Genomic DNA, 18,777 nt, shown 5'->3' with positions numbered 1-18,777 from the left:
CCCGACGCCGACGACCGCCCTCGCCAGCAGGCGAGGACGATCGACGGGAGGCGCGTCCGGGCCCAGCGCCGGCCACGGCGTGCCAGGTCAGGCAGTCGGACCCAGCTCAGCGAGTTCGCCGCCCGCGATGCGGAGACGACGTTGTGCCCGACGGGCCACGGCCGAGTCGTGCGTGACGATGACGAGGGTGAGCCCTCGATCACGCCAGACGCCCTCGAGCAGGTCCATGATCTCGTCGCGGGTGGCCTCGTCGAGAGAACCCGTGGGCTCGTCCGCGAGCAACACGCTCGGTTCCTTGACGAGCGCCCGGGCGATGGCGACGCGCTGCTGCTGCCCTCCGGAGAGTTCGCTCGGCAGGTGGTCGGCTCGTTCGGCGAGACCCACGGACGCCAGTGCCGCCTTGGCCTTGTCCCGGCGCTCCGCCCGGGGCGTCGTCCCGTCTGCGAAGGCCGTCTCGACGTTCTCGGCGGCCGTCAGGGTGGGGATCAGGTTGAAGCCCTGGAACACGAAACCGATCTCGCGTGCCCGTGCCGCCGCCAGGGCGTGGTCGCCCGCCGCCGAGAGCTCGGAGTCACCGAGTCGGACCGTGCCGCTCGTGGGCCGGTCGAGCGCGCCAAGCATCTGGAGCAGGGTGGACTTGCCACCGCCGGTCGGTCCCTGGATCGCGACCATCTGCCCTGCGGGGATCACGAGATCGATCCCGTCGAGGGCTTTCACGGTGCGCTTCTTCTGCTGGTAGGTCTTCGTGACGGCGGTGAGCGTGTACATGGGGCCGGTGCCTCCAGAGGCGGTGATCGGTCGGGTCGTTCCGGCCGGAGCCGGGAGAGAGGTCGAGGTCGGGCGGGACTCGGTCACGCGACGCTCCTCAGGGCCTCGGCGGGACACAGGCGGGAGGCGCGCCATCCGCCGACGGCCCCGGCGAGCAGACCGCCGACGACGGCGAGGCCGACGGCGAGCAGCACGACCGGGACGGTGACGGGAACGTTCAGAGCGACGTCGGTGGTCGCCTGGGCGACCTGCTGCCCGAAGCCGCCTCCGCCCGCAGCGGCGCCAGGGCCGCCGGCGCCGGGGCCTGCCGCGTCGGTCGTGGCTGCCGCGGACAACGTCGGCGCCACGATGTTCACGACGAGCACTCCGATCAGGCCGACCGCGACGCCGACGACGCCGCCGAGCAGACCCGTGACGAGCGACTCGCCCGCCACCTGGCGGGTGATGCGGGAGTTGCTCCAGCCGATGGCCTTGAGCGTCCCGAACTCACGCGTCCGGCGGCTCACTCCCGAGACGGTGAAGAGGATCGCGATGAGGAACGCCGCCGCGAGGACGACCACCGAGAGCCACGTCCCGAGCTTCCCGATCAGGTCGGACGCAGTGGACAGCGAACCCGACACGCTCGACGCGAGGTCGGCCTGGGTGTTCACGGTGGCGTCCGGCAGTGCCGCCTGCAGATCGGTCTTGAGGGCGTCGACGCCGCTGGCGCTCGACGCCGTGACGTAGACGTTGCTGATCTGGTCCGTCAGCCCGCTGAGCGCCTGAGCGGTGTCGAGGGGCACGTACGTGTCGGAGGCGGTGGCGGCGTCCGACGACGTGGACGCCACGATCCCGACGACCGTGAAGTCGGTGCCGCCGATTGCGAGCGTGTCGCCGACGGCGAGCTCGGCGCTCGTGGCGTACGTCTGGTCGAGCACGACGACGTCGGTCCCCGCGTCGGCGGCGGTGAAGCCGCGGCCGTCGACGAGCGAGGCGCTGCTGAGCGGTCCGACCGCGTCCGTGGCGGGGTCGAGGCCGGTGACCGAGAACTGGTCGACGTCGAACGCGCTGCCGCCCGCGCCGTCGGCCCCGCCGGTGGGAGACGCGGCCTGCGCGCCCGCATCGGTGCCGTCACCGGTCGCACCGTCGGCACCCGCGCCTCCTGCGCCGCCCTGGGAGAAGTCGGGCAGTGTGCCCGAGAAGCTGGAGTTCTGCAGGCTCAGGGTCGCGGTCGCGGCGGAGACGCCGTCCACGCCCTCGACGGTGGTCAGGGCCGACGAGTCGAAGGTGGCGGTGCCGCGCGCGGCGGAGAGGGTGCTCTGGGCGACGTCGGTGCTGCCGTCGTCGGTGGCGGTGCCGTCACCGGAGCCGAAGGCGAACCGCTGGCCGGGCCCGTCGGTGCCCGGCTCGGCGGTCTGGGTGATGGTGACGTCGGTTCCGACGCCGTAGACCGACTCGAGGACGGAGGACTGGGCGTTCCTCACGCCGGCCGCCACCCCGCTCACGACGATCACGAGGGCGATGGCCAGGGCCAGCCCCGCTGCGACGATCACGGTCTGTTTGCGTCTGTTGCTCAGCTCTCTGAGCAGGTAGGTCAGGAACACGGTTCTCCTCGGTGCGGGGATCAGGACGAGGAACACGCTAGGAAGCGACACCCTCAGGACCCCATGACCCACCCATGCGCTTCCTATGGCTCGTGGGACCGACCTGCTCGAACGAGTCCGAGGTGAGGACGTCGGCGGAGCCGCGCCCGGGCAGTGACGAAGAGAGCCCCCGAGCCCCTTTCATCAAGGGGCTCGGGGCGCTTTCCTGGCGGGCTGCTCGCGACTCGTCCTCCCGCAGAGGCACGGGCTCGAGTGCGGAAGTGTCGGCGCGCATTCCCGACTGAAAGCCCGCACCGCCTGACACTCCGCGATGCGTCTCGTGAAGGGCTGCTTGACGCAGAATGAACGATACGTTCACCAAGAGGCACGTGGGAAAAGCGAAAACCCCTGCTTCAGCAGGGGTTTTCTGTGGCGGCTAGTTAGCTACAGCCTCGAGCGCCAGTACCTATCTAGCCTCGAGCCCACAGGCATTAGGACAAGGCACATCGCAAGCCATGTCTTTGGCACATCGCGAAGCTGGCTGATGTGCATGTCGGGTCTCGTTCATCAACTAACTGACGCTGCCGCGCGACGAGTTCAAACCCGAAGGCTGCTCCTTATGGACTGACAATGGTCGAACGCAATCGCATTCGCCCGCAGTAGTTCTCGGCCCTTTAGGCACCGGAGAACTAGTTGCGGATGAGATAGAAATCGAAGCGCTTCAGCCCGCATAGCCTTCCCCACGACCGAGCCGGGCCAGAAGGTCGACTTGGTCGACGGACACGACTCCACGCTCCAACTCGTTCAAAACACGAGCCGCTTCGCCTAGTTGGGCGAGTGGGTCAGGCAGCTCGAAAGCTTGTGCCGCCCTGCGGCCGAGGCGGATCAGGCTCAGTCCTCTTGATTCCCGACTATCAAGACTCCAGCTCAGAAGCATGACGATGGCAATGCTCTCGGCGCCACCCGAGGACGATCCAAATTTTACATAGGCCGCACCTTCGCATGCACTTGCCTCCCACGTCCCCAGCGCCTCGGCGTCGTCTCGCAGCACTTGGGTGAAGATCCATCGAATGCTCTGAAGAGCGTCAACAGCGCCAAGCCACCAGTCAGGTCGAGCAACGACGTAGGAAAGCTCCATCGTCCAACCGTTCTTGCGGGCCAGCATCTCGAGATCCTGGTCCGGGACGGGGGTGCCGACGGCTCCAATCGAGACGAGGTGCATCTGGGCAGCTTGCAGCTCAATCGCCCGTTCCGGCAGGGCCGCCGGATCACTGAGCACGTCGCGAATAGCGACTGCCTCAAGAAGCGCGTTGGAGCCGAAAGTCTGAACGCCGGCGCTGCGCGCGAACGCGCGCTGTGCTTCATCGTCAGACCACAAGGGAAGATCGTGGCCATGAGCGTATGCGACTGACTCGATCCAGGAGTCGTGAGCGAGCGACCTGCGCTCATGGCCGTCCCAGTCATCGTCGTCGTCGTCGTCGCCAAAAATGTCGACTGGCAGAGGCCTGCGCTCAACGGCTACATGATCGTGAAGCTCTCTTAGGGTTGCCGCTTTGCGCGAGTACTCCTTCGCCTGGGCTTGGTCCATCTCCGACATGGTTGGACGAACCTCTGCTGCATCCCAGCCCATAGAGCCGGATGATCGTGCCATCCGGTCATACTCGGCCGACCCCTCAAGCAGATCGCGCGAAGTTCCTGGGGTTACACGCACCGATGTGAACTCAGACGCAAGCTCCTCCCGCCTTCCGGCCGCTTCCGCGAAGAGAACCGCGGAGGCGTCGGCCAGAACTTCTGATTCAAGGGCCCGAGCCGCTGCGTCCACCTCCAGGGCATGCAATTCATCGTCGCTAGATGCCACCCGGATGTACCCAAGGGGTCGTTCAAGGCAAACCAGACTGTACGGCTTTCTCGTCAGGGATGCGAGGCTCCCCACAGGCATGCTTCCGCGCATCGCTACGAGAAGTGATCGGACCGTCTCAGCGCGGCTGGCCAAAGTCTTCTTCAGCAACTCGACGAGTGCGTCAATGTCTCCGGTGACAATGCGAAGCACCGCATGCTCGTCCTCAGACGCGAAGAGAGCGACAAGGCGCTGCAAGCGCTCAAGCCATCCCGGACCACTTGATACGCCTTCGACTTCGACAAAAGAGTCGGCAAAAACGCTGTGCCTGTCGAGTGCGTGGAGCGTGAGCACGGGCCCCAGGTCGGACTCGGCGTACGTTTCCGCTAAATGAATTGACGTTGTCCAGTCGTTTAGGGCCCAAGGGGATGCTGAGGCTGCCGTGATCCAGATGCGGGCCTGAAATTCAGATGTAGGTTGCAGATCGAAGTCGTGGATTCGCTTCCAAGCTCCCCGAGGACGCCCCACATTCACTTGAGCGGCAGCCCACGACCAGACGTCGCTCGGGCGGGGCGAAGTGCCCAGGGCGCACAGATCGGCGAAGAAACGTTCGGAAGCTTCCCACCGCCGCTCGTCATTTGCCAGTTCCCCCAGAGTGCGGAGCATGTGCTGGCGACCGTCGTCGGCGAGTTCTGGTGCGGCGAGAGCGTGCAGGGCGACCCTCTCCATCTCTGCCCGCTGACCAAGCTTTCGCAGAGCGTCAACCTCGTATGTCGCGAACTCAGGCGTAGAAAAGCGATCGGCCCCAGAGCGAGCTGCATCTATGGCATCTCTGAACCGCTCCTGCCTCAAGAGGGCCACAAGCAACACATGTACGGCGTCAAGGCTGGTTGCGGACAAACGACGCAGGCTGGTCAACCCGCCCACACTTCCGGACATGGCTAAGGCCTGGGCCCGCACCAGATCCAAGACTGCACCCTGAGACTCGTGATCAGACAGGGCCTTCATCTTGTCGCTGTCATCGACGCCCTCCCAGGCAAGGCTCTGCAACGCCTGGAGCGCAAGGGGCAAGTCATCTGCGTCCACGGCCTCGTCGAGCTGTCTGGTCCAGTACGCGACTGGCCCGTCCGACAGAGGGGTTGCGATGTCAAACATGACCTCTAGTCGCTGCCGGGCTTCGAGATCTTCGACGCTTGCCAGGATCGAGTCGCATAGGTCCCTGCTACCCATGCTGATCGCGGCCGCCAGCGACATTCGGGCGACTTCGTGACGGCCGGCCTCTTCGCGAGTGGCCTTCCCCAGGGGCGCCGCCGCACACCACTCCAGTATCGCGGCGTGGTGACCAAGCATGCCTTTCACCTGACCGAGCAGCTCGAGAAAGCCCTTTGTGTTCCCCCTCCATCGGCGGCGCTGGTCAACGGCAGCCTCCAGGGTGGTTTCCGCTAAGACCAGATCCGCCGAACGCCGGTCCTGACCCCTGGACCTGAGAAGGAGGCTTTGGGCAAGGAGAAGCATTGCCCCGCTGTCACGTTCATCGAGATCAAGAAGACGCTGCGAGGCCGCAACCGCGTCTTCATGGCCAAGCCCCACCGCCTGTTTGGCCAGTAGCTCTTGAATGTGCAAATCCTGCCGTGCAGACTCCGAAGACAATTCGTTTTCACCTACAAGGACTTCGGTAGCACCCTCCCGATTCACAATGCGTTGTAGAAGGTGGGGCCACGCCCCCGCCAGGGCGGTTGGGCTCATCAGCCGAAGCAGTGCTTGAGCCTTCATCGGGGATTCTTCCTTGAGCAGCGTTGCGGCGGCGAGTGCGGCAACGTCCCGAGGTGCTCCACTGCTTCTCGTAGCGAGCGAGGAATACAGGTCGGCGGCTTGCTCACGGAGACCATGCTGTTCAGCAAAGCAGGCGACGACACTCCAGGCGCCCCCTCCCAACCAGTACGGCGGATCAGAGCAAATTCCGTCGAGGACTACCTCTGGACTGGCACTTTCCCCAATCAGCAAAGATCCGAGGCGGTTCGCCGTTCGGAGATCCTCATTGGCAAGGTCGATGATGTTGTCAGCAACACGTGGCGGGAGCGCCGCGACCTGCTGGGCGAAAACGGTCGCGGATGGCTCAGTGAGGGCCAGCGTCACCAAGTCAGGCCAAAATGAGGAAAGAGACTGGGCTGCGGGCACGTAAAGCTTGTACGAGTTTCCGGATGGCACCATCAGAGACGGACTCGCCTCTTGAACGTACGCCACACGAGTCTCGACGTCGACAAGGACGACGACTACAGGCAGCGAATAGAGTGCCCAGTAATCTCGATGTCGCTTCTTGACCGGGTGACTCCAGCCGCCTCGCCCTCGATTCTTGAAGTAGCTCCGGCCAGCCTTCACCTGCACTCCGACGAGACGACCGGAAGCACGACCGTTTACCTTGATCTCAATGTGTCCATCGATACCGTGGTCGTGGAGAACTTGAGGTCGGAAAATTGCTCCCTCGCCCAAAACGAGCTGCTCGACGATATTGACGCCCTGCTGGGCCAAGATGCCCGTATCGCTCACTAAGTGGCCCGCTTTCAGGAGAGCAATTCTGCGTCTCGGACTTACGACACTATCCGAGGCAGTCGTCACCACATGAGATTGCTCTAGACGCTCTGATTGGCTACTGGCTCCTACAAGTGACCAGCATCTAGAGGCGCCGACGGCGCACTGCTACAAAGCCGCTCATCGCCCGGGCCCACTGCCCCCGGGTATCCTTCAGACCCGCTCGTCACGACGCGTTCTGATGCGGTTCCCCGCTCGATGGAATGAAGATTTCCGTGGTGGTCACAGGCGCCTCAGATGACCCTCGCCGCCCACTCTGGGTGTACTCCTGCGGACCATACAGCTCGACGAGCTTCTGCTTTAAGGCTTCCTGGGGGTATGGCTGGTTCGGGATCGATAGTGCTTGCACTGCGCCGTCCTCCTCAAAATGGAGGAGGTAGTCGCCACCGTCCTCCTGCGAGTACCAGGCACTTACGCGAGTGCCGGCGTCTTCCCCAGCGAAGGCCTGGGCGTCCTGGCGCAGTAAGTGCAGTTCGCGACCGGGCAGCGCCGACTCTGCTGCCCCTTCCCGCAAACACGGGTCGACGACACGGATATAGGCGCCCGGCCGCATAGTACTGCTGAGAAAAGTTCGGGTGGGAAGGTCACTCGCGGGAAAGGAGTAACCGATGATGTCAACTTGGTCAGCGGCCCTCAGCGCTTCGGCTGCTAGTCGCCATTGGGTCACGAGACCAGACCGCCCGTAGTAGCCGTTCTTGATGCTGGTCGGCGGGACGAGAAACGGCTGCAGATCGGCGAACAGCGGTTCAGACCGTTCCTGTGTGCTGGGGTGGGGGTGATAGACCATCTGCTCAGTGAGCGGCGCGTTACTGCCTCCGTGCCACCAGTTCACGGAACCATGCAGCTTCAAGACGGTCGGCACCCTCTTCCGGGGCGGGGACGCGGAGAGCATCCTCGAGGAGCCGACCGGGTAACGCTCCGTAAGAGGTGCGGAGTAGAAGGCGGACGCCGACCGGGCCCATCCAACTCGCTGAAAGGCTGTTTCGAGCAAGGTGTCGTAGTTGAAGGTGAGGACAGTCACGTTTTCGTGAGACCACTGCCAGGCCATGCGGTCAAGCCAGCTTGGCTCAACTTTCTCGGCCTGCTCTTGCGCGTTGATAATGACGTCGTAGAGGACGTCAATCGACTTGGAGAAAAGCGCCCGGTTACCAAAGTTCTCGCTGTCCCCTAGCCACGGCTGATCACTCGCGAGGTAGGCGAGCCAAGCCTCGACGTCTCCCCCAAATGCATCAAAAGTGGTGTGGTTCAGGCCCAGCCTGTCCTCGAACTGGGCTCTTAGGTTGACCATAAGCGGCATGTGGTGGCTAATGGCTCGAGAGAATCCGGCGCCCAAAACAATTACTTTCTTCACGGGCTCATCTTGGCCGCCGATGCCATGCCGGACGCTCGACGCGCAGGGCCTAGGAGGGCAAACTTCGCCCACACATAGAAGGGGCGCCTCTCGGCCCTCCTCTCCGCTGAGAGGACAACGCGCCGGCCCCATGGGTATGGTCTTCTCTTCTTTGTCGGCGACTCCTACCCTGACAATCATGTACGAAGCGCGCTCGACCACGGCCGGCCGGGTGTTCTCGGCGGAACAATTTGAAACGCTTGACCCGACACTTCGCTCGTACCACCGAGGATCGCTGACCTGCACGGGATGCGGCGCTCCTGCATATTTCATCCGGGCCGCCCGGAACGGACGGGCGGCATGCTTTGGCGCTCGTCCCCACGGGGACGACTGTGAGATGGCGAGCACCGACGGAGAAAGTCCAGCGCCAGGATCACTCGAGGAAGCCGATGCAGTCGTTGCGGCGGACTCGGTGTTCGTCCTTCAGCCGTCTCGACCAAGGGCGATCACGCACGTCGTCGAAGGCGACGATGATCCAAGCCGTTCTCACCGGTCTGGGCGCCGTCATACAGGGCTGGCAGTGGAACGTACGACCCGAAAGAGTCTGGCACTGAACAAACTGCTTCGCCGCCTGGTCCGAGAACCGATGTTCCGTCGGAGCAAAGCGACCCTAGTGATGCCAGACAACAGCTCCACCACCATCCGTAAATTCTGCCGTCCCGCCTCCACCATTGACGCCTCGAAGGCTCGCCCCCGCCGGCTGTACTGGGACATAGTCAGCTACGTCCGCGAAGACAAAGAACGAGGCGGTGCGTGGCTGAACCTGAGCACCAAGGGCTCCCCCGGTATCCGACTGAACGAGACCATGCTGAACTCCGTCAAAGCTGTGAAGAACATAACGGACACCAGCGATCTCGTCGGCTGCTCCTTCCTCTACTACGGCGCTTTGACCAGGAAGGCAGCAACAGGCAAGTACTACTTCGCACCCCAAGACCCGGAATGGTTCATAGTCCGATTGAAGGAGCAGGACGCCAACGTTTAGCCCTCCATCGACTCGCACACATCTACCCGGCGTCAATGACTCGCGCGACGCGGTCGCAAGGCGAAGCTTTCGGCTATCCCTTCCTGCGGGCAGTGCAGCTCCATGGCCATGGGTGCCCCGGGCGGTCGTGAGCATCCGAAGGCCTCGGACTCCTCTCATCAGGGCGCCCCAGACGGCCAAAGCGTCGCAGCTTGATGCGCTGACAGGAGCGACTAGGTGACCTAGCGGCATGACTTTGGAGGCGCTAGACCGAGGGGCCTAATCTTTCGATTCGCAAGGCCTGGAGGTCTCCCGCCTGACGCCTAGAGCGGAGACCCCTTTGTCCGGGAGGGGAGGTACCTGAACTGGCGCTGCTGCGACCAGGGCGGGCAGGCTTACGACGAGCTTATGGACGTAAGCCTCGACCCCCGGCAAGAGGGCCTTGGACATAAGGACTCGATCAAGGGCACGGCGCGCTTGGGACACGGCGTCCACTTCCGCCACAACCATGAGGTAGGCGAGGGCGCCGGCACCGTCGCCTTGGACGCACCCGAGTTTGCCCGCGTGAGAGGCAAGCAACTCTGCGAGGCGCTTTTCATCGAGTTCGAAGCCACCACGAAAGGCATCGCGAAGTGCGTCTGCCGCTATGGAAGCATCGCCCTCGTCGATCAAGAGGTCGACAATAGTTCGTTCGCGGGACGTTATGGGCAGGCCGTCGACTATCTCGACGTCAGCGGGGTCGAGAGGGCGCCAGGAATAAGCAATTGCGCCGGTCGCACTCTGGCGTCGGCTCGGAACGATCAGCCGATATGGGGCCGGGTAGACATCACCGAGGCCGTGGACCATCGCCGCGGCAGCGGAAGCGACGACTGCGTCAAGCTGCGGGGCCTGAGTTCGGTCTTGCGCCAGCGCCCCCCAATTTGTCGACAGCCATGCCGCACGAAGGTCATCGAGAGGACTCGACGCAGCTGCTGTGAGGCGATAAACCCCGTAATGGTCGGTCCTCTCCAACTCGCCCGTGCGGACGCGATGAGCGAGATTCGCCCGGGCAACGCCATGCACCCGCGCCTGCGCCGTGGTGATCATGCCCCATTGGCCGGCCGCGATGTCGGCGAGGCGGCGACCAACAGAAGGGGCTTGCATGCTTGAAGAGTATCAGGAAGCTATACGCTCAAAGCAACGCTTAGTGGGCGCGATGGGCATCTGATGCAGGCCGTACCCACCAAAAGCGGGCATCGTCCGATAGACCACGTCCGGGTCAGCGCCGTCGTCATGAGACACGGCCCTGCTCTTTTAAACGGAGGGCTCAAGTGACGCCCATGAGCCCCACGGCCAGAGACGCGTCGGGGATCGTTATATCGGCCCATCCTTGGTGCGCGAGCAGCTTCATTATCGAAGGCCGAAAGGCAAGGGGCACTAGTCGAGCCAGGACCAGCTGAGGTCGCGGAGGTCAAGAATGCCGATGTTCCCTGGCGAGTTGTTCGCGGCCAGGGAGTAGACGGCTCGCGAGTCCGGCATGTGCCCCTCGGCTCGTATGTGCATGTGCCCGTGGAATAGCCTGGCGGGCTCAAGTTCAGTCCAGACACCTGTTACAAGGGCACGGCTTCTCCGAGAGGCGATCAAGCCCTGCTCGTCAAAGAGGCGACGGTTGGGTCGAGAAATGACAATGTCGACGAGCCGAGTGCCTAGGTCGACGGCCTCATGCGTCAGCATCACATCCACACTGCCTCCGGCCAGCGCGCGGGCGGCGTCCGCCTTCGTTGGCTCTTCGTTTCGCCACCAGTCCCGTCCTTCCATTCGCTTCCCCTGATCCGGCGAGGCAGCGCCACCGAAGGACAGAAAGGTCCTGCCACCGATCTCGAAGCGATAACCCCTCGGTAGGAACGCAACCGTCTGCGTCTGGGGCAGAAAGTACGGCTCCTCCGGATGCAATTTGAAACGCGGCCCGAGCTGGCTCCAATCATCATGGTTTCCGGGAGTCACCAGAATGCGGTCGATGCCGTTCGTCTCCATAGCTTCGACGACACTTCGACGATATGCAGTCCAGGGAGTGCTCGAGGTGAGGTTGAAGTCCCCGAGGTGCAACACCGTTTCGACGTCCGGTGCTTGGTCGTGCAGCATCTTGAGAGCGCGACGCGCCCAGTAGCCGCTGGAATGCCAGTCGCCGGCGATGGCAACGCGGGTCACAGTGTGATGAGGCATGACATCCGTCTCTCGGCCTTTGGTGCTCTTAATACCCGGCCGCGGTAGACCCGCCCCGAGCGTGCGGCGACATTATTTCCGAACCTGTCGCCCGAGCACCTAGGCCGCCTGGGGACAATGGGGGGAGCCCCGCTATGACGCGTCGCATGGCGGAACACCGGGCACGACACGGGCTGCCCGTGGGAAGCCAGGCCTCGCGGCATCGTACGGTGCCCGCGCACCAGCCGAAGAGGTCCTCGTCATCCCCGGTATGCGCAGGATGCTTCGTCTGCCTGCAGGGTTCGCTCAGCTGACCTTGCAGTCGTCGAACGAAGGGGCGGGAGTCTCGACGATCGCCCGTACAGCGGCTACAAGGCGGTCAGCATTTTCCACATTTCGCTCGAAGGAATGCTCCTTAATTGCTGCAGCCAGCTCGTTAGCGAGTTTGAGTGATGTCATTTTCATACCCTGGCATGATACGCGCCAGGAAGACTAGGGCGCCTTTAGGGCTAGACAAGTTCGAGCCTGTGAACATGCCCGCGGAACAGCCGAGCAGGCCCAGCTTGGGCGTGCAGAGAGTTACTGCATTTTCGTGGCCAGGATGCGGGAGTTGTCCTGCGCGGACTCGGGTCGATGGTGACCGGCAGGGTGTGGCCATCAGGGCAGACATAAGAATCGTCACCGGGGCGTTCGGCGATGCAGGACTCTCCTCGAGAGGGACTTCGCTGACTCGCCCCGAGGCCTGAGTTCATGGCTGGCAAACGGTCGAACGCTGCGGAGGCTTGTTCCGCTTCATGTATGCCGCAACCGCGCCTCGTCGCCCTTCCGTCTTGCCTTCCTGTCCGAGACGAGGATGACTTTTGCCGGATGGTTCTGGGCCAGCGACCAAGAGGGGCCGCCGAGATCATTCGCTGGTCACAATTCTTGCGCTGCGCCACAAGAAGGTGCAGCCCAGCCCGGCGAATAAGGGCTCTCAGACGCGTAGCCAGTAATTGGGGAGGGGCCCAACGCTGTCACCGGTGAGACGTTGGTGCAGCAAGGATGCCTGCTGATCGGTGAGGGTGCACATGAAGTCGACGGTAGCGCGGGCGAGTTTGCGTTCCGGCCCGCCGTACACGTCAAATTCTCGCAACCTGAGGCTCTCCATCAGGTAGTGCTGAAACCTCTCTGGGAGGGGCCGCCGGCGTTTGCCGGTACCAGAGGAGTAGTGCTTTTTCCCAATAGTCCACAGTTCGGTAAATAGTTCGCGGACGACACGGGTTTGCCCGACTTGCATGAGTTCGACGGAGGAATCGCCGAGGACGTACCACTGGGTGATGCTCTTGAGGAACGCCGCCCGGGCACGCCCTTCGACGGTGATGTGAAGATACGGTTTGCCGCTGCCGTCTCGAAGCTGCACGCTACAGTCTGATGAAAGTTGGCGGATCAGTTCGCTAGATAGCTCTCGGAGCGCTTCCTGGGCGCGAGCGGATCCGTCGAACTTTCGAACGGACAGGACCACTCGAAGCTCGTCGACGAGCGTATCGAGGGCCTCATCGTCGAGTTCGGCTTTCCTGATTGCATTCCGCACGGACGTGATGCCGGCCCTCTTGATGTCGTCCCAGTCTTCGGATTCGTTGAACGTCCCGAGGAGGTTCAGCGGGATCATCCCGGTTCGGTAGAAGTCATCCAGGTCGTGAACGGCGTATGCGATGTCATCGGCCCAGTCCATGATTTGGGCTTCCAGTGACTGCAGGATGTCATCGTCATCACCGTGCGGACGAATGTAGCCGAAGTGCGCCAGGTGGGATTCGTAGGCCGCTTCAGTGTTGTAGAAGCCCCACTTCGGTTTGTCACCTCGAGTGGTCCGCTCGTTGCCGTGCTGCCACGGGTACTTGCTGATGGCGGCAAGAGTGCGCCACGAAAGATTCAGCCCTGGCTCATCTTCCTTCCGGAAGCTGAGCTTGCTAACGATACGGAACGTCTGGGCGTTGCCTTCGAACGAGTCATTCAACAGTTCGCCGTTATGGGGGTCCTCGCCCAGTTTTTTCTTCAGTATGTCTTGCAGGGCCGTTTCGGCGGCATGACCGAACGGCGGGTGGCCGAGGTCGTGGGCGAGCGCCGCGGTGTAGCAGACATCGCCATCGAGGAGGAGATTGGCCTCGTCAAAGCCAGAATTCTCTTTGAGGAAGTTGGAACGAAGCTGTTCCGCCAGGCGCCGTGCGACCTGAGCAACTTTCAGCGAGTGGGTGAGCCGGTCATGGAAGACGAAGTCTGCCTGCGGGGAGATAACCTGCGTCACTCCGGCGAGGCGGCGAAATTCCGGAGCGTACAAGACTCGATCCGAATCGCGTTGCCCGAACGTTCGCGCGTCCTCTCCTTCTTCGGCCTTGGTGCCGACAGGACGCACATCGCCCCAGTTCGGCGTGTCTCCGGCGTCCCCCAGGTCGCTCACGCGCTAGTTCGACGGTGTAGGGCGACAGACGCCGACGCCGAACGTGTACAGCGCTTCATGACGGGCGCGGAGAACACTGAGGGCTCGCTTGGCGGTTAGAGAGTCGACGTTCGCGCGCTCCATGACGCCTCGGAGGTACATTTCGAGCGGCAGATTGTCGCCAACGGCGGGAAGAGCGCCGCGGGCGGCGTCGACGACGGTGCGCCATTCGGCGCGCTCGCGGACGTCGGCGGCGCGTTCCTGGACTTCCGCGGCAGCTAGTCCTGTCAGTAGAGCTGTCATTGTTCCTCCTACGACATTTTGGGTGACACCGGAGAGAGCACTCTAGTCGTTTCGGCAGTGAGCGTTTGTTGGTCCGGCGGGGGTTCGGCGCGTGGGGCTTACGCCGAGATGTTCGATGCGGGCGGGCACCGTTCGTGGTCAATTCGATTCTACGAGAATCGGGCGACGCTTGCACTACGAGGTCGCAGCGCCGTTCAAGTCTTCATCCGTCAAGTCGTTGGCTGCGTGTTTACTCGAATGCGCGCGCTCCGGATGAGTTCTTTGCTGGCGATAGTGGCGGCGTTGAATGCCTGCACGCCGGGTGCGTAGATGTTTACATTTGCGTCCAGTGACCGGAAGGTCACGATGACGTACACGCGTTGCTGTCCGGAGATTTCCCCGGAGACGCGTTCGACCATTTCCAACCGCAAGGCCCAGTCTCCGCCTTGGACACCTTGCGGATGGATGGCTCGTTGCGTTTTCACCGGCGACCACTTGCCGTCGGCTTTCCTCGCTGCCTCCCAGTTCAATCTGGACGCACCGCCGTGGGTGATGGACGTGAACTTCTCGATGCCGTTGTGGTCGGTGCGGAACGCGCCGAATCCGCCGGTGACGTCGTACCGAATAGCTTCCGCGCCGAAGGACACGTCGATAGGCGGGGCATAAGAAATTGTGAGGGTGACTTCGCCGGAAAATTTTCCGTCAGCGCTCAGAAGGGGCGGCGGAACCGGAAGTGGTTTGTACCAATTAACGCCGGGTGTCATGACGACTTCGTGAACGGTGGTCAACGTGTGTGGTTCATCGGCGAGGATATAGCTGCTGGCGGATGGGGTGCCCCACCCGTAGAACTGGCGGTAGGTGCCGGCGGCGTCGATAGTCGGGTCATCGGCGGAGTTCCGGTATGCGGAGTGCACCAGGAGACCCTTGATGAGTTCTGGGGTAGGTGTTGTGGCTCCGGAGTCGAGAAGCTCGTCCCACAGGTTCGCGGCGATGGCGCTAACAGCGGGCGTGGCGAAGGAGGTCCCCAGCGATTCGGCAATGAAGTCGTCTGAGACGACGGAGAGGATGCCGAAGCTACCGATGTCGCCGTCCGGATCGTGGTCGCCGCCAGCGTGGGAGACATCGGGTTTAGTGAGGTCGGCAAAGTTGGGGCCGCGCCGCGAGTAGGAGGCGGGTGCCCATTTGGCGACGCGGCCCCCGAGGTGCGCCCTCGCACCGACCGTGATGGAGCGGAGCGCTTCCGCCGGGCTGGCGAGACCGTCGTGCAGTACAGGCGTCTTCGTCGGTGGCCAGGATCGTGATGCGCCGGCGAGGTTGCCTGCTGCTTGGACGAAGAGAACTCCAGCCTCGTCGGAGAGGTCGTCGAGTGCGACGGCGAAAGTGCCGTATTCGCGGGCGGATTCATCTCGGCTAGCAAACGAGCAGTTCCACACTTTGATGTCCGGCGCGCCGATGACCGCGTCGCGCACTCGTTCGAACAGCTCCCCTTCGGCAACGGCGTCCTTTGGAACGACGTGGGCGTCGTGGACGCGCGCGACGTCGTCTGGGTACCCGTCGTTGAGTTGCCCTCCGGCCATGATCAGCCCCGCGACGAACGTTCCATGCCATCGGTCGGTGTCGGAGTCGGCGACGGAGGTTTGCCGGCCGGTGACGGCGGATTCTAGGTGAATGCTTTCTACTCCGGAGTCGAGAACACCCACGATTGGGTCCGAGCCGGTAGGCAAGGTGAGCATGTTCGAGGTAATGCTCGCCACGGACGCATATGGGGCCTTCGCCGAACCGATGTCGTAGGAGGAGAACTCGGGTGCCAACGCCACGGTCCGGATGCCATGCACCCCTTCGAGGGTGAGAAGGTCCGGAAGGGCGTCGGGGCGAAGGTAAGCGACGGGACGTCCGCGGAGAAGTCGGGGCGCGACAACGTCGAGGCCAAACTCGGACGCGAACAGTTCAACGAGCGCGGTGCTACTGCCGGTGGTCAAAGCCGACGTTGCGGTGCCGTGCAACTGAGCACCAAGGATGTCGGATACCCAGGGGAAGAACGTGACGCGCAGGCTGCGCTGCAGGTCTGCGCTTTCTTCGAGAACCGCCTCCGCGTCTTCTCGACGGGCGACTCCGAACACGTCCCGGATGGTGTCCCAAGGGGCGATGGATTCGAGGGTGGATATGTGAAACTGGCTGAGTTTCGAGGTGCCGCGAGCGATTTGCTCGGCCAAACTCCGCAGCCGTCCGGGCGTCCCGGGCAGCAAAAGCTCACCGGGGACCGTCGCCCCCATCGGGGTAAGACCGACGTCGGCGAGCAGCCCGTAGGGGCGTTTCGATTTCGCGAGAGCCTTGGGGCGCAAGCGGAGTTTCACGGCAGCCGGTGCCGCTTCAGTTGCACCTGCTCGCACGGCGAATGTGACAGCGCTGCGGATCGATGCTTGCAGCTCCTGCCGGAGCATGTCAGTTACGGGCACGAGTGGCTCAGGTGTGCGGCTGGTCACCTGCCGCGGCCGCATCTCACTTCTCGAGTACGGCATCAATAGTGCCGGTTTCAACTCTGGCATCGTCCCCCCTCAGGTGCTTCGCCACCTGGCGGGTGCTGATGTGAAACACGTCACCGAGGCTGCGATGGGTGAACACAGTGGGCGCAACGCGCCGCAGCAGACGAATTTCGTCACCGAGGGTGTCCTCGGGGTTCCCCCAGTCTCGCAAGCGTGCCAGCCGCAGTAGAGCATGCGGAAGCCTCACTTCTGGGGCCAACGCTAGTACTTCGCCGCGGGCAATTTCCAAGCCTGCGGTGCGAATCGCTGCACCGGACATACCGTCGGAGTGCTCGGTGAGCACATCGAGAGTGGTGTCGTCTATCGGAAGCATGGAGATGGTGTGCGCCCACATGGTGCGCCGCTCCCGCGACCCGGGGAGCACGGTTTCGACGGTGGTTGCGAAACGGCGCCAGACGGCCGGGTCTAGAAGTTGCGGATGGTTCGTCGCCGCGATCAGGACGCTGCCGGTGTCGAACGCATCCAGGTTCTCTAGGAGGGCGATGACGACACGTTGGAGTTCGCCGACCTCGCGGGCGTCGGCGCGATTCTTTGCCAGCGCGTCGAATTCGTCGAGAAAAAGCACGCACGGCTGTCGAGACGCGTAGTCGAAGACGTCGCGAATGTTCCGCGCGGTTTGTCCGAGGAAGGACGACACGAGCGCGTCTGAGCGTGTGGTGACGAGAGGGAGTTCGAGGCTGGCTGCAATTTCTCGCGCAAGCGATGTTTTTCCTGTCCCGGGCGGTCCGTGGAGCAGCAGTCGTGCAGGGATATCGATGCCGTACTTGGCTAAACGATCCCGTTCCCGAATGGTGGAGACGAAGCCCGCGATCGCTTCGTCCGCGCTTCGGTTCAACACCATAGGGCGCTGCTTAGCCCCGTCCGGCCACTCAATGGTGACGGTTGACAGGTTGGTGTCTTTGTCTGCCGGTGCTGCCGCTGACGCGGAGTGAATGGCGCGAGCGGAGGACTTGTTGAGTACCTTTCGGATCACTCGCGCTTGATGTGATTCGCCGGCAGCCTCGAGCTTTGTCACGAGAAGGTTCGCGTAGTTAATGGCCTGTGCCGGATCGTGCCGAACTGCACCGTCAAGGATTTTTGCAACCTCCGACACATGTTCCATGCCTGGTTATCCTTTCGCATCGGCGCCAATAGCCGGGTCTTGGAACGCCTTGGGAAACTTCCGTCACGGATAGTCGGCGATCTGAATCGCAAGACTAGTCTGCCCTGAACCACTGACACCGGCCCGAAGGACAACCCTGGGAGTGTCAAATCGACTTCGCGTGCAGTTCACGTGTTGGACTGGGCGCGCTAGCAGTCGAAGCCTTGGCCAGACTGGAGCCGTTCTGGGCGTCACCAAATACGGCAGGAGAGCCACAAACACCCGCCTCCCGGGCCCCGTGGCAGGTTCTTACTCCGCCTCCACAGGACATTGCCCAAGTCGACGGCGAGGGTGCCGTCCGAGACAGCCGCCAGCAGCGGACCCGGTTTAAGATTCACTCGATCGACCGGCCTCCTAGACCGGCCCCGGGCACCCGACCGCGTGACCATCACCTGATGACAAGGTGCTGAAAATCATCACAGCCTCGATCAGGGCTGCAGCCAATCCAGCGACGTCTTGCCGCGCGACCGGCCGACGAACCGCACGCAGTCGGCGCGAGCATCGGCGGTCCCCATCTAGGGGCGATCTCGCACTCGACCGCCGCCCGAGGTCGTGACATGTTTGGCAGGGGACGGCAGCATCCTTTGTCCCGCACGCACCGAGTCCGGGAGCGACGGTCAGCCATGAGATCTCATTCAGCCCTTTACGTCGATGCGGGGTACCTGCTGTCGAGCGCGGCGACCCGCCTCACCGGCTCGTCCCTCCGTCGGGGCATCGAGGTGAACTACACGGCCTTGATCTCCGCCCTTATCGAGGCCGTGCAGCGAGACTCCGAACTTCCACTGCTCCGGGTCTACTGGTACGACGCTGCCCGCGACGGCAAGGCGAACCCTGCGCAGGAGAGCATCGCGCTGCTGCCGAACGTCAAGCTCCGCCTCGGCCGAATCGGTGTTGACGGGGAGCAGAAGGGGGTCGACCTCCGCATCGGTCTAGACCTGGTCGGGCATTCCCGCGCGGGCAGGATTGATGTGATGTAGCTGCTTTCAGGGGACGATGACCTGTCCGAGGCCGTTGAAGAGGCCCAGGCGCAAGGGGTGCAGGTGACCGTCCTGGCCGTTCCCTCCTCCTCCATGAGGCCACATGGCGTGAGCCGACACCTTCTCTACTCCG

The 18,777-nt window shown here is 63.2% G+C and carries 13 protein-coding genes; 2 read left to right on the top strand and 11 right to left on the bottom strand.

Annotation, left to right across the window (positions count from 1 at the left end; translation table 11 throughout):
* Window positions 1–87: 87 nt before the first annotated feature.
* The 4 genes from IFT88_RS01510 to IFT88_RS01495 all read right to left on the bottom strand — a co-directional run bounded on the left by IFT88_RS01510 (window position 88) and on the right by IFT88_RS01495 (window position 8,107).
* Window positions 88–768 carry an ABC transporter ATP-binding protein gene (locus IFT88_RS01510; RefSeq protein ID WP_192118506.1) on the bottom strand — a complete coding sequence of 227 codons (681 nt, stop codon included), beginning with the start codon at window positions 766–768 and terminating at the stop codon, window positions 88–90.
* Between the two features lie 83 nt (window positions 769–851).
* Entirely contained in the window at window positions 852–2,351 is a 1,500-nt protein-coding gene (locus IFT88_RS01505; protein WP_192118504.1) for an ABC transporter permease, read from the bottom strand.
* A gap of 700 nt (window positions 2,352–3,051) precedes the next feature.
* Complete coding sequence (locus tag IFT88_RS01500; RefSeq protein ID WP_192118502.1) at window positions 3,052–6,696, bottom strand: DUF4365 domain-containing protein; 3,645 nt, start codon at window positions 6,694–6,696, stop codon at window positions 3,052–3,054.
* 226 nt (window positions 6,697–6,922) lie between these two features.
* Entirely contained in the window at window positions 6,923–8,107 is a 1,185-nt protein-coding gene (locus IFT88_RS01495) for an SIR2 family protein (RefSeq protein ID WP_192118500.1), read from the bottom strand.
* 178 nt (window positions 8,108–8,285) lie between these two features.
* Between IFT88_RS01495 and IFT88_RS01490 the strand changes: the two genes are divergently transcribed.
* On the top strand, window positions 8,286–9,128 hold the full coding sequence (locus IFT88_RS01490) for a hypothetical protein (RefSeq protein ID WP_192118498.1): 843 nt from the start codon (window positions 8,286–8,288) through the stop codon (window positions 9,126–9,128).
* A 258-nt stretch (window positions 9,129–9,386) separates the two neighbouring features.
* Here IFT88_RS01490 and IFT88_RS17750 read toward each other — a convergent pair whose 3' ends face one another.
* The 7 genes from IFT88_RS17750 to IFT88_RS01455 all read right to left on the bottom strand — a co-directional run bounded on the left by IFT88_RS17750 (window position 9,387) and on the right by IFT88_RS01455 (window position 17,628).
* Window positions 9,387–10,193 (bottom strand): hypothetical protein, encoded by an 807-nt coding sequence (locus IFT88_RS17750; RefSeq protein ID WP_446718819.1) that lies wholly within the window; start codon window positions 10,191–10,193, stop codon window positions 9,387–9,389.
* Window positions 10,194–10,523: 330 nt separating this feature from the next.
* On the bottom strand, window positions 10,524–11,309 hold the full coding sequence (locus tag IFT88_RS01480) for a metallophosphoesterase family protein (RefSeq protein WP_192118494.1): 786 nt from the start codon (window positions 11,307–11,309) through the stop codon (window positions 10,524–10,526).
* Between the two features lie 285 nt (window positions 11,310–11,594).
* Entirely contained in the window at window positions 11,595–11,747 is a 153-nt protein-coding gene (locus tag IFT88_RS01475; protein ID WP_192118492.1) for a hypothetical protein, read from the bottom strand.
* A gap of 514 nt (window positions 11,748–12,261) precedes the next feature.
* Window positions 12,262–13,722 (bottom strand): dGTP triphosphohydrolase, encoded by a 1,461-nt coding sequence (locus IFT88_RS01470; protein WP_192118490.1) that lies wholly within the window; start codon window positions 13,720–13,722, stop codon window positions 12,262–12,264.
* A gap of 3 nt (window positions 13,723–13,725) precedes the next feature.
* Complete coding sequence (locus tag IFT88_RS01465) at window positions 13,726–14,004, bottom strand: hypothetical protein (protein WP_192118488.1); 279 nt, start codon at window positions 14,002–14,004, stop codon at window positions 13,726–13,728.
* A 209-nt stretch (window positions 14,005–14,213) separates the two neighbouring features.
* Window positions 14,214–16,439 (bottom strand): S8 family serine peptidase, encoded by a 2,226-nt coding sequence (locus IFT88_RS01460; RefSeq protein WP_192118486.1) that lies wholly within the window; start codon window positions 16,437–16,439, stop codon window positions 14,214–14,216.
* Window positions 16,440–16,482: 43 nt separating this feature from the next.
* On the bottom strand, window positions 16,483–17,628 hold the full coding sequence (locus IFT88_RS01455; protein WP_192118483.1) for an AAA family ATPase: 1,146 nt from the start codon (window positions 17,626–17,628) through the stop codon (window positions 16,483–16,485).
* Window positions 17,629–18,290: 662 nt separating this feature from the next.
* Between IFT88_RS01455 and IFT88_RS01450 the strand changes: the two genes are divergently transcribed.
* On the top strand, window positions 18,291–18,644 hold the full coding sequence (locus tag IFT88_RS01450; protein WP_192118481.1) for a hypothetical protein: 354 nt from the start codon (window positions 18,291–18,293) through the stop codon (window positions 18,642–18,644).
* Window positions 18,645–18,777: the final 133 nt, after the last annotated feature.

Source organism: Frigoribacterium sp. CFBP 8751 (assembly GCF_014841545.1).
Lineage (GTDB): Bacteria > Actinomycetota > Actinomycetes > Actinomycetales > Microbacteriaceae > Frigoribacterium.
Note: the sequence above shows the minus strand (reverse complement) of the source record. Positions and strands in the feature narration are given on the sequence as shown.

Bases quoted from the DNA above. Each gene is read 5' to 3' on its own strand.
- IFT88_RS01475 (WP_192118492.1), bottom strand. From the start codon at position 11,747: ATGACATCACTCAAACTCGCTAACGAGCTGGCTGCAGCAATTAAGGAG.
- IFT88_RS01510 (WP_192118506.1), bottom strand. From the start codon at position 768: ATGTACACGCTCACCGCCGTCACGAAGACCTACCAGCAGAAGAAGCGC.
- IFT88_RS17750 (WP_446718819.1), bottom strand. From the start codon at position 10,193: ATGATCACCACGGCGCAGGCGCGGGTGCATGGCGTTGCCCGGGCGAAT.
- IFT88_RS01455 (WP_192118483.1), bottom strand. From the start codon at position 17,628: ATGGAACATGTGTCGGAGGTTGCAAAAATCCTTGACGGTGCAGTTCGG.
- IFT88_RS01490 (WP_192118498.1), top strand. From the start codon at position 8,286: ATGTACGAAGCGCGCTCGACCACGGCCGGCCGGGTGTTCTCGGCGGAA.
- IFT88_RS01480 (WP_192118494.1), bottom strand. From the start codon at position 11,309: ATGCCTCATCACACTGTGACCCGCGTTGCCATCGCCGGCGACTGGCAT.
- IFT88_RS01465 (WP_192118488.1), bottom strand. From the start codon at position 14,004: ATGACAGCTCTACTGACAGGACTAGCTGCCGCGGAAGTCCAGGAACGC.
- IFT88_RS01450 (WP_192118481.1), top strand. From the start codon at position 18,291: ATGAGATCTCATTCAGCCCTTTACGTCGATGCGGGGTACCTGCTGTCG.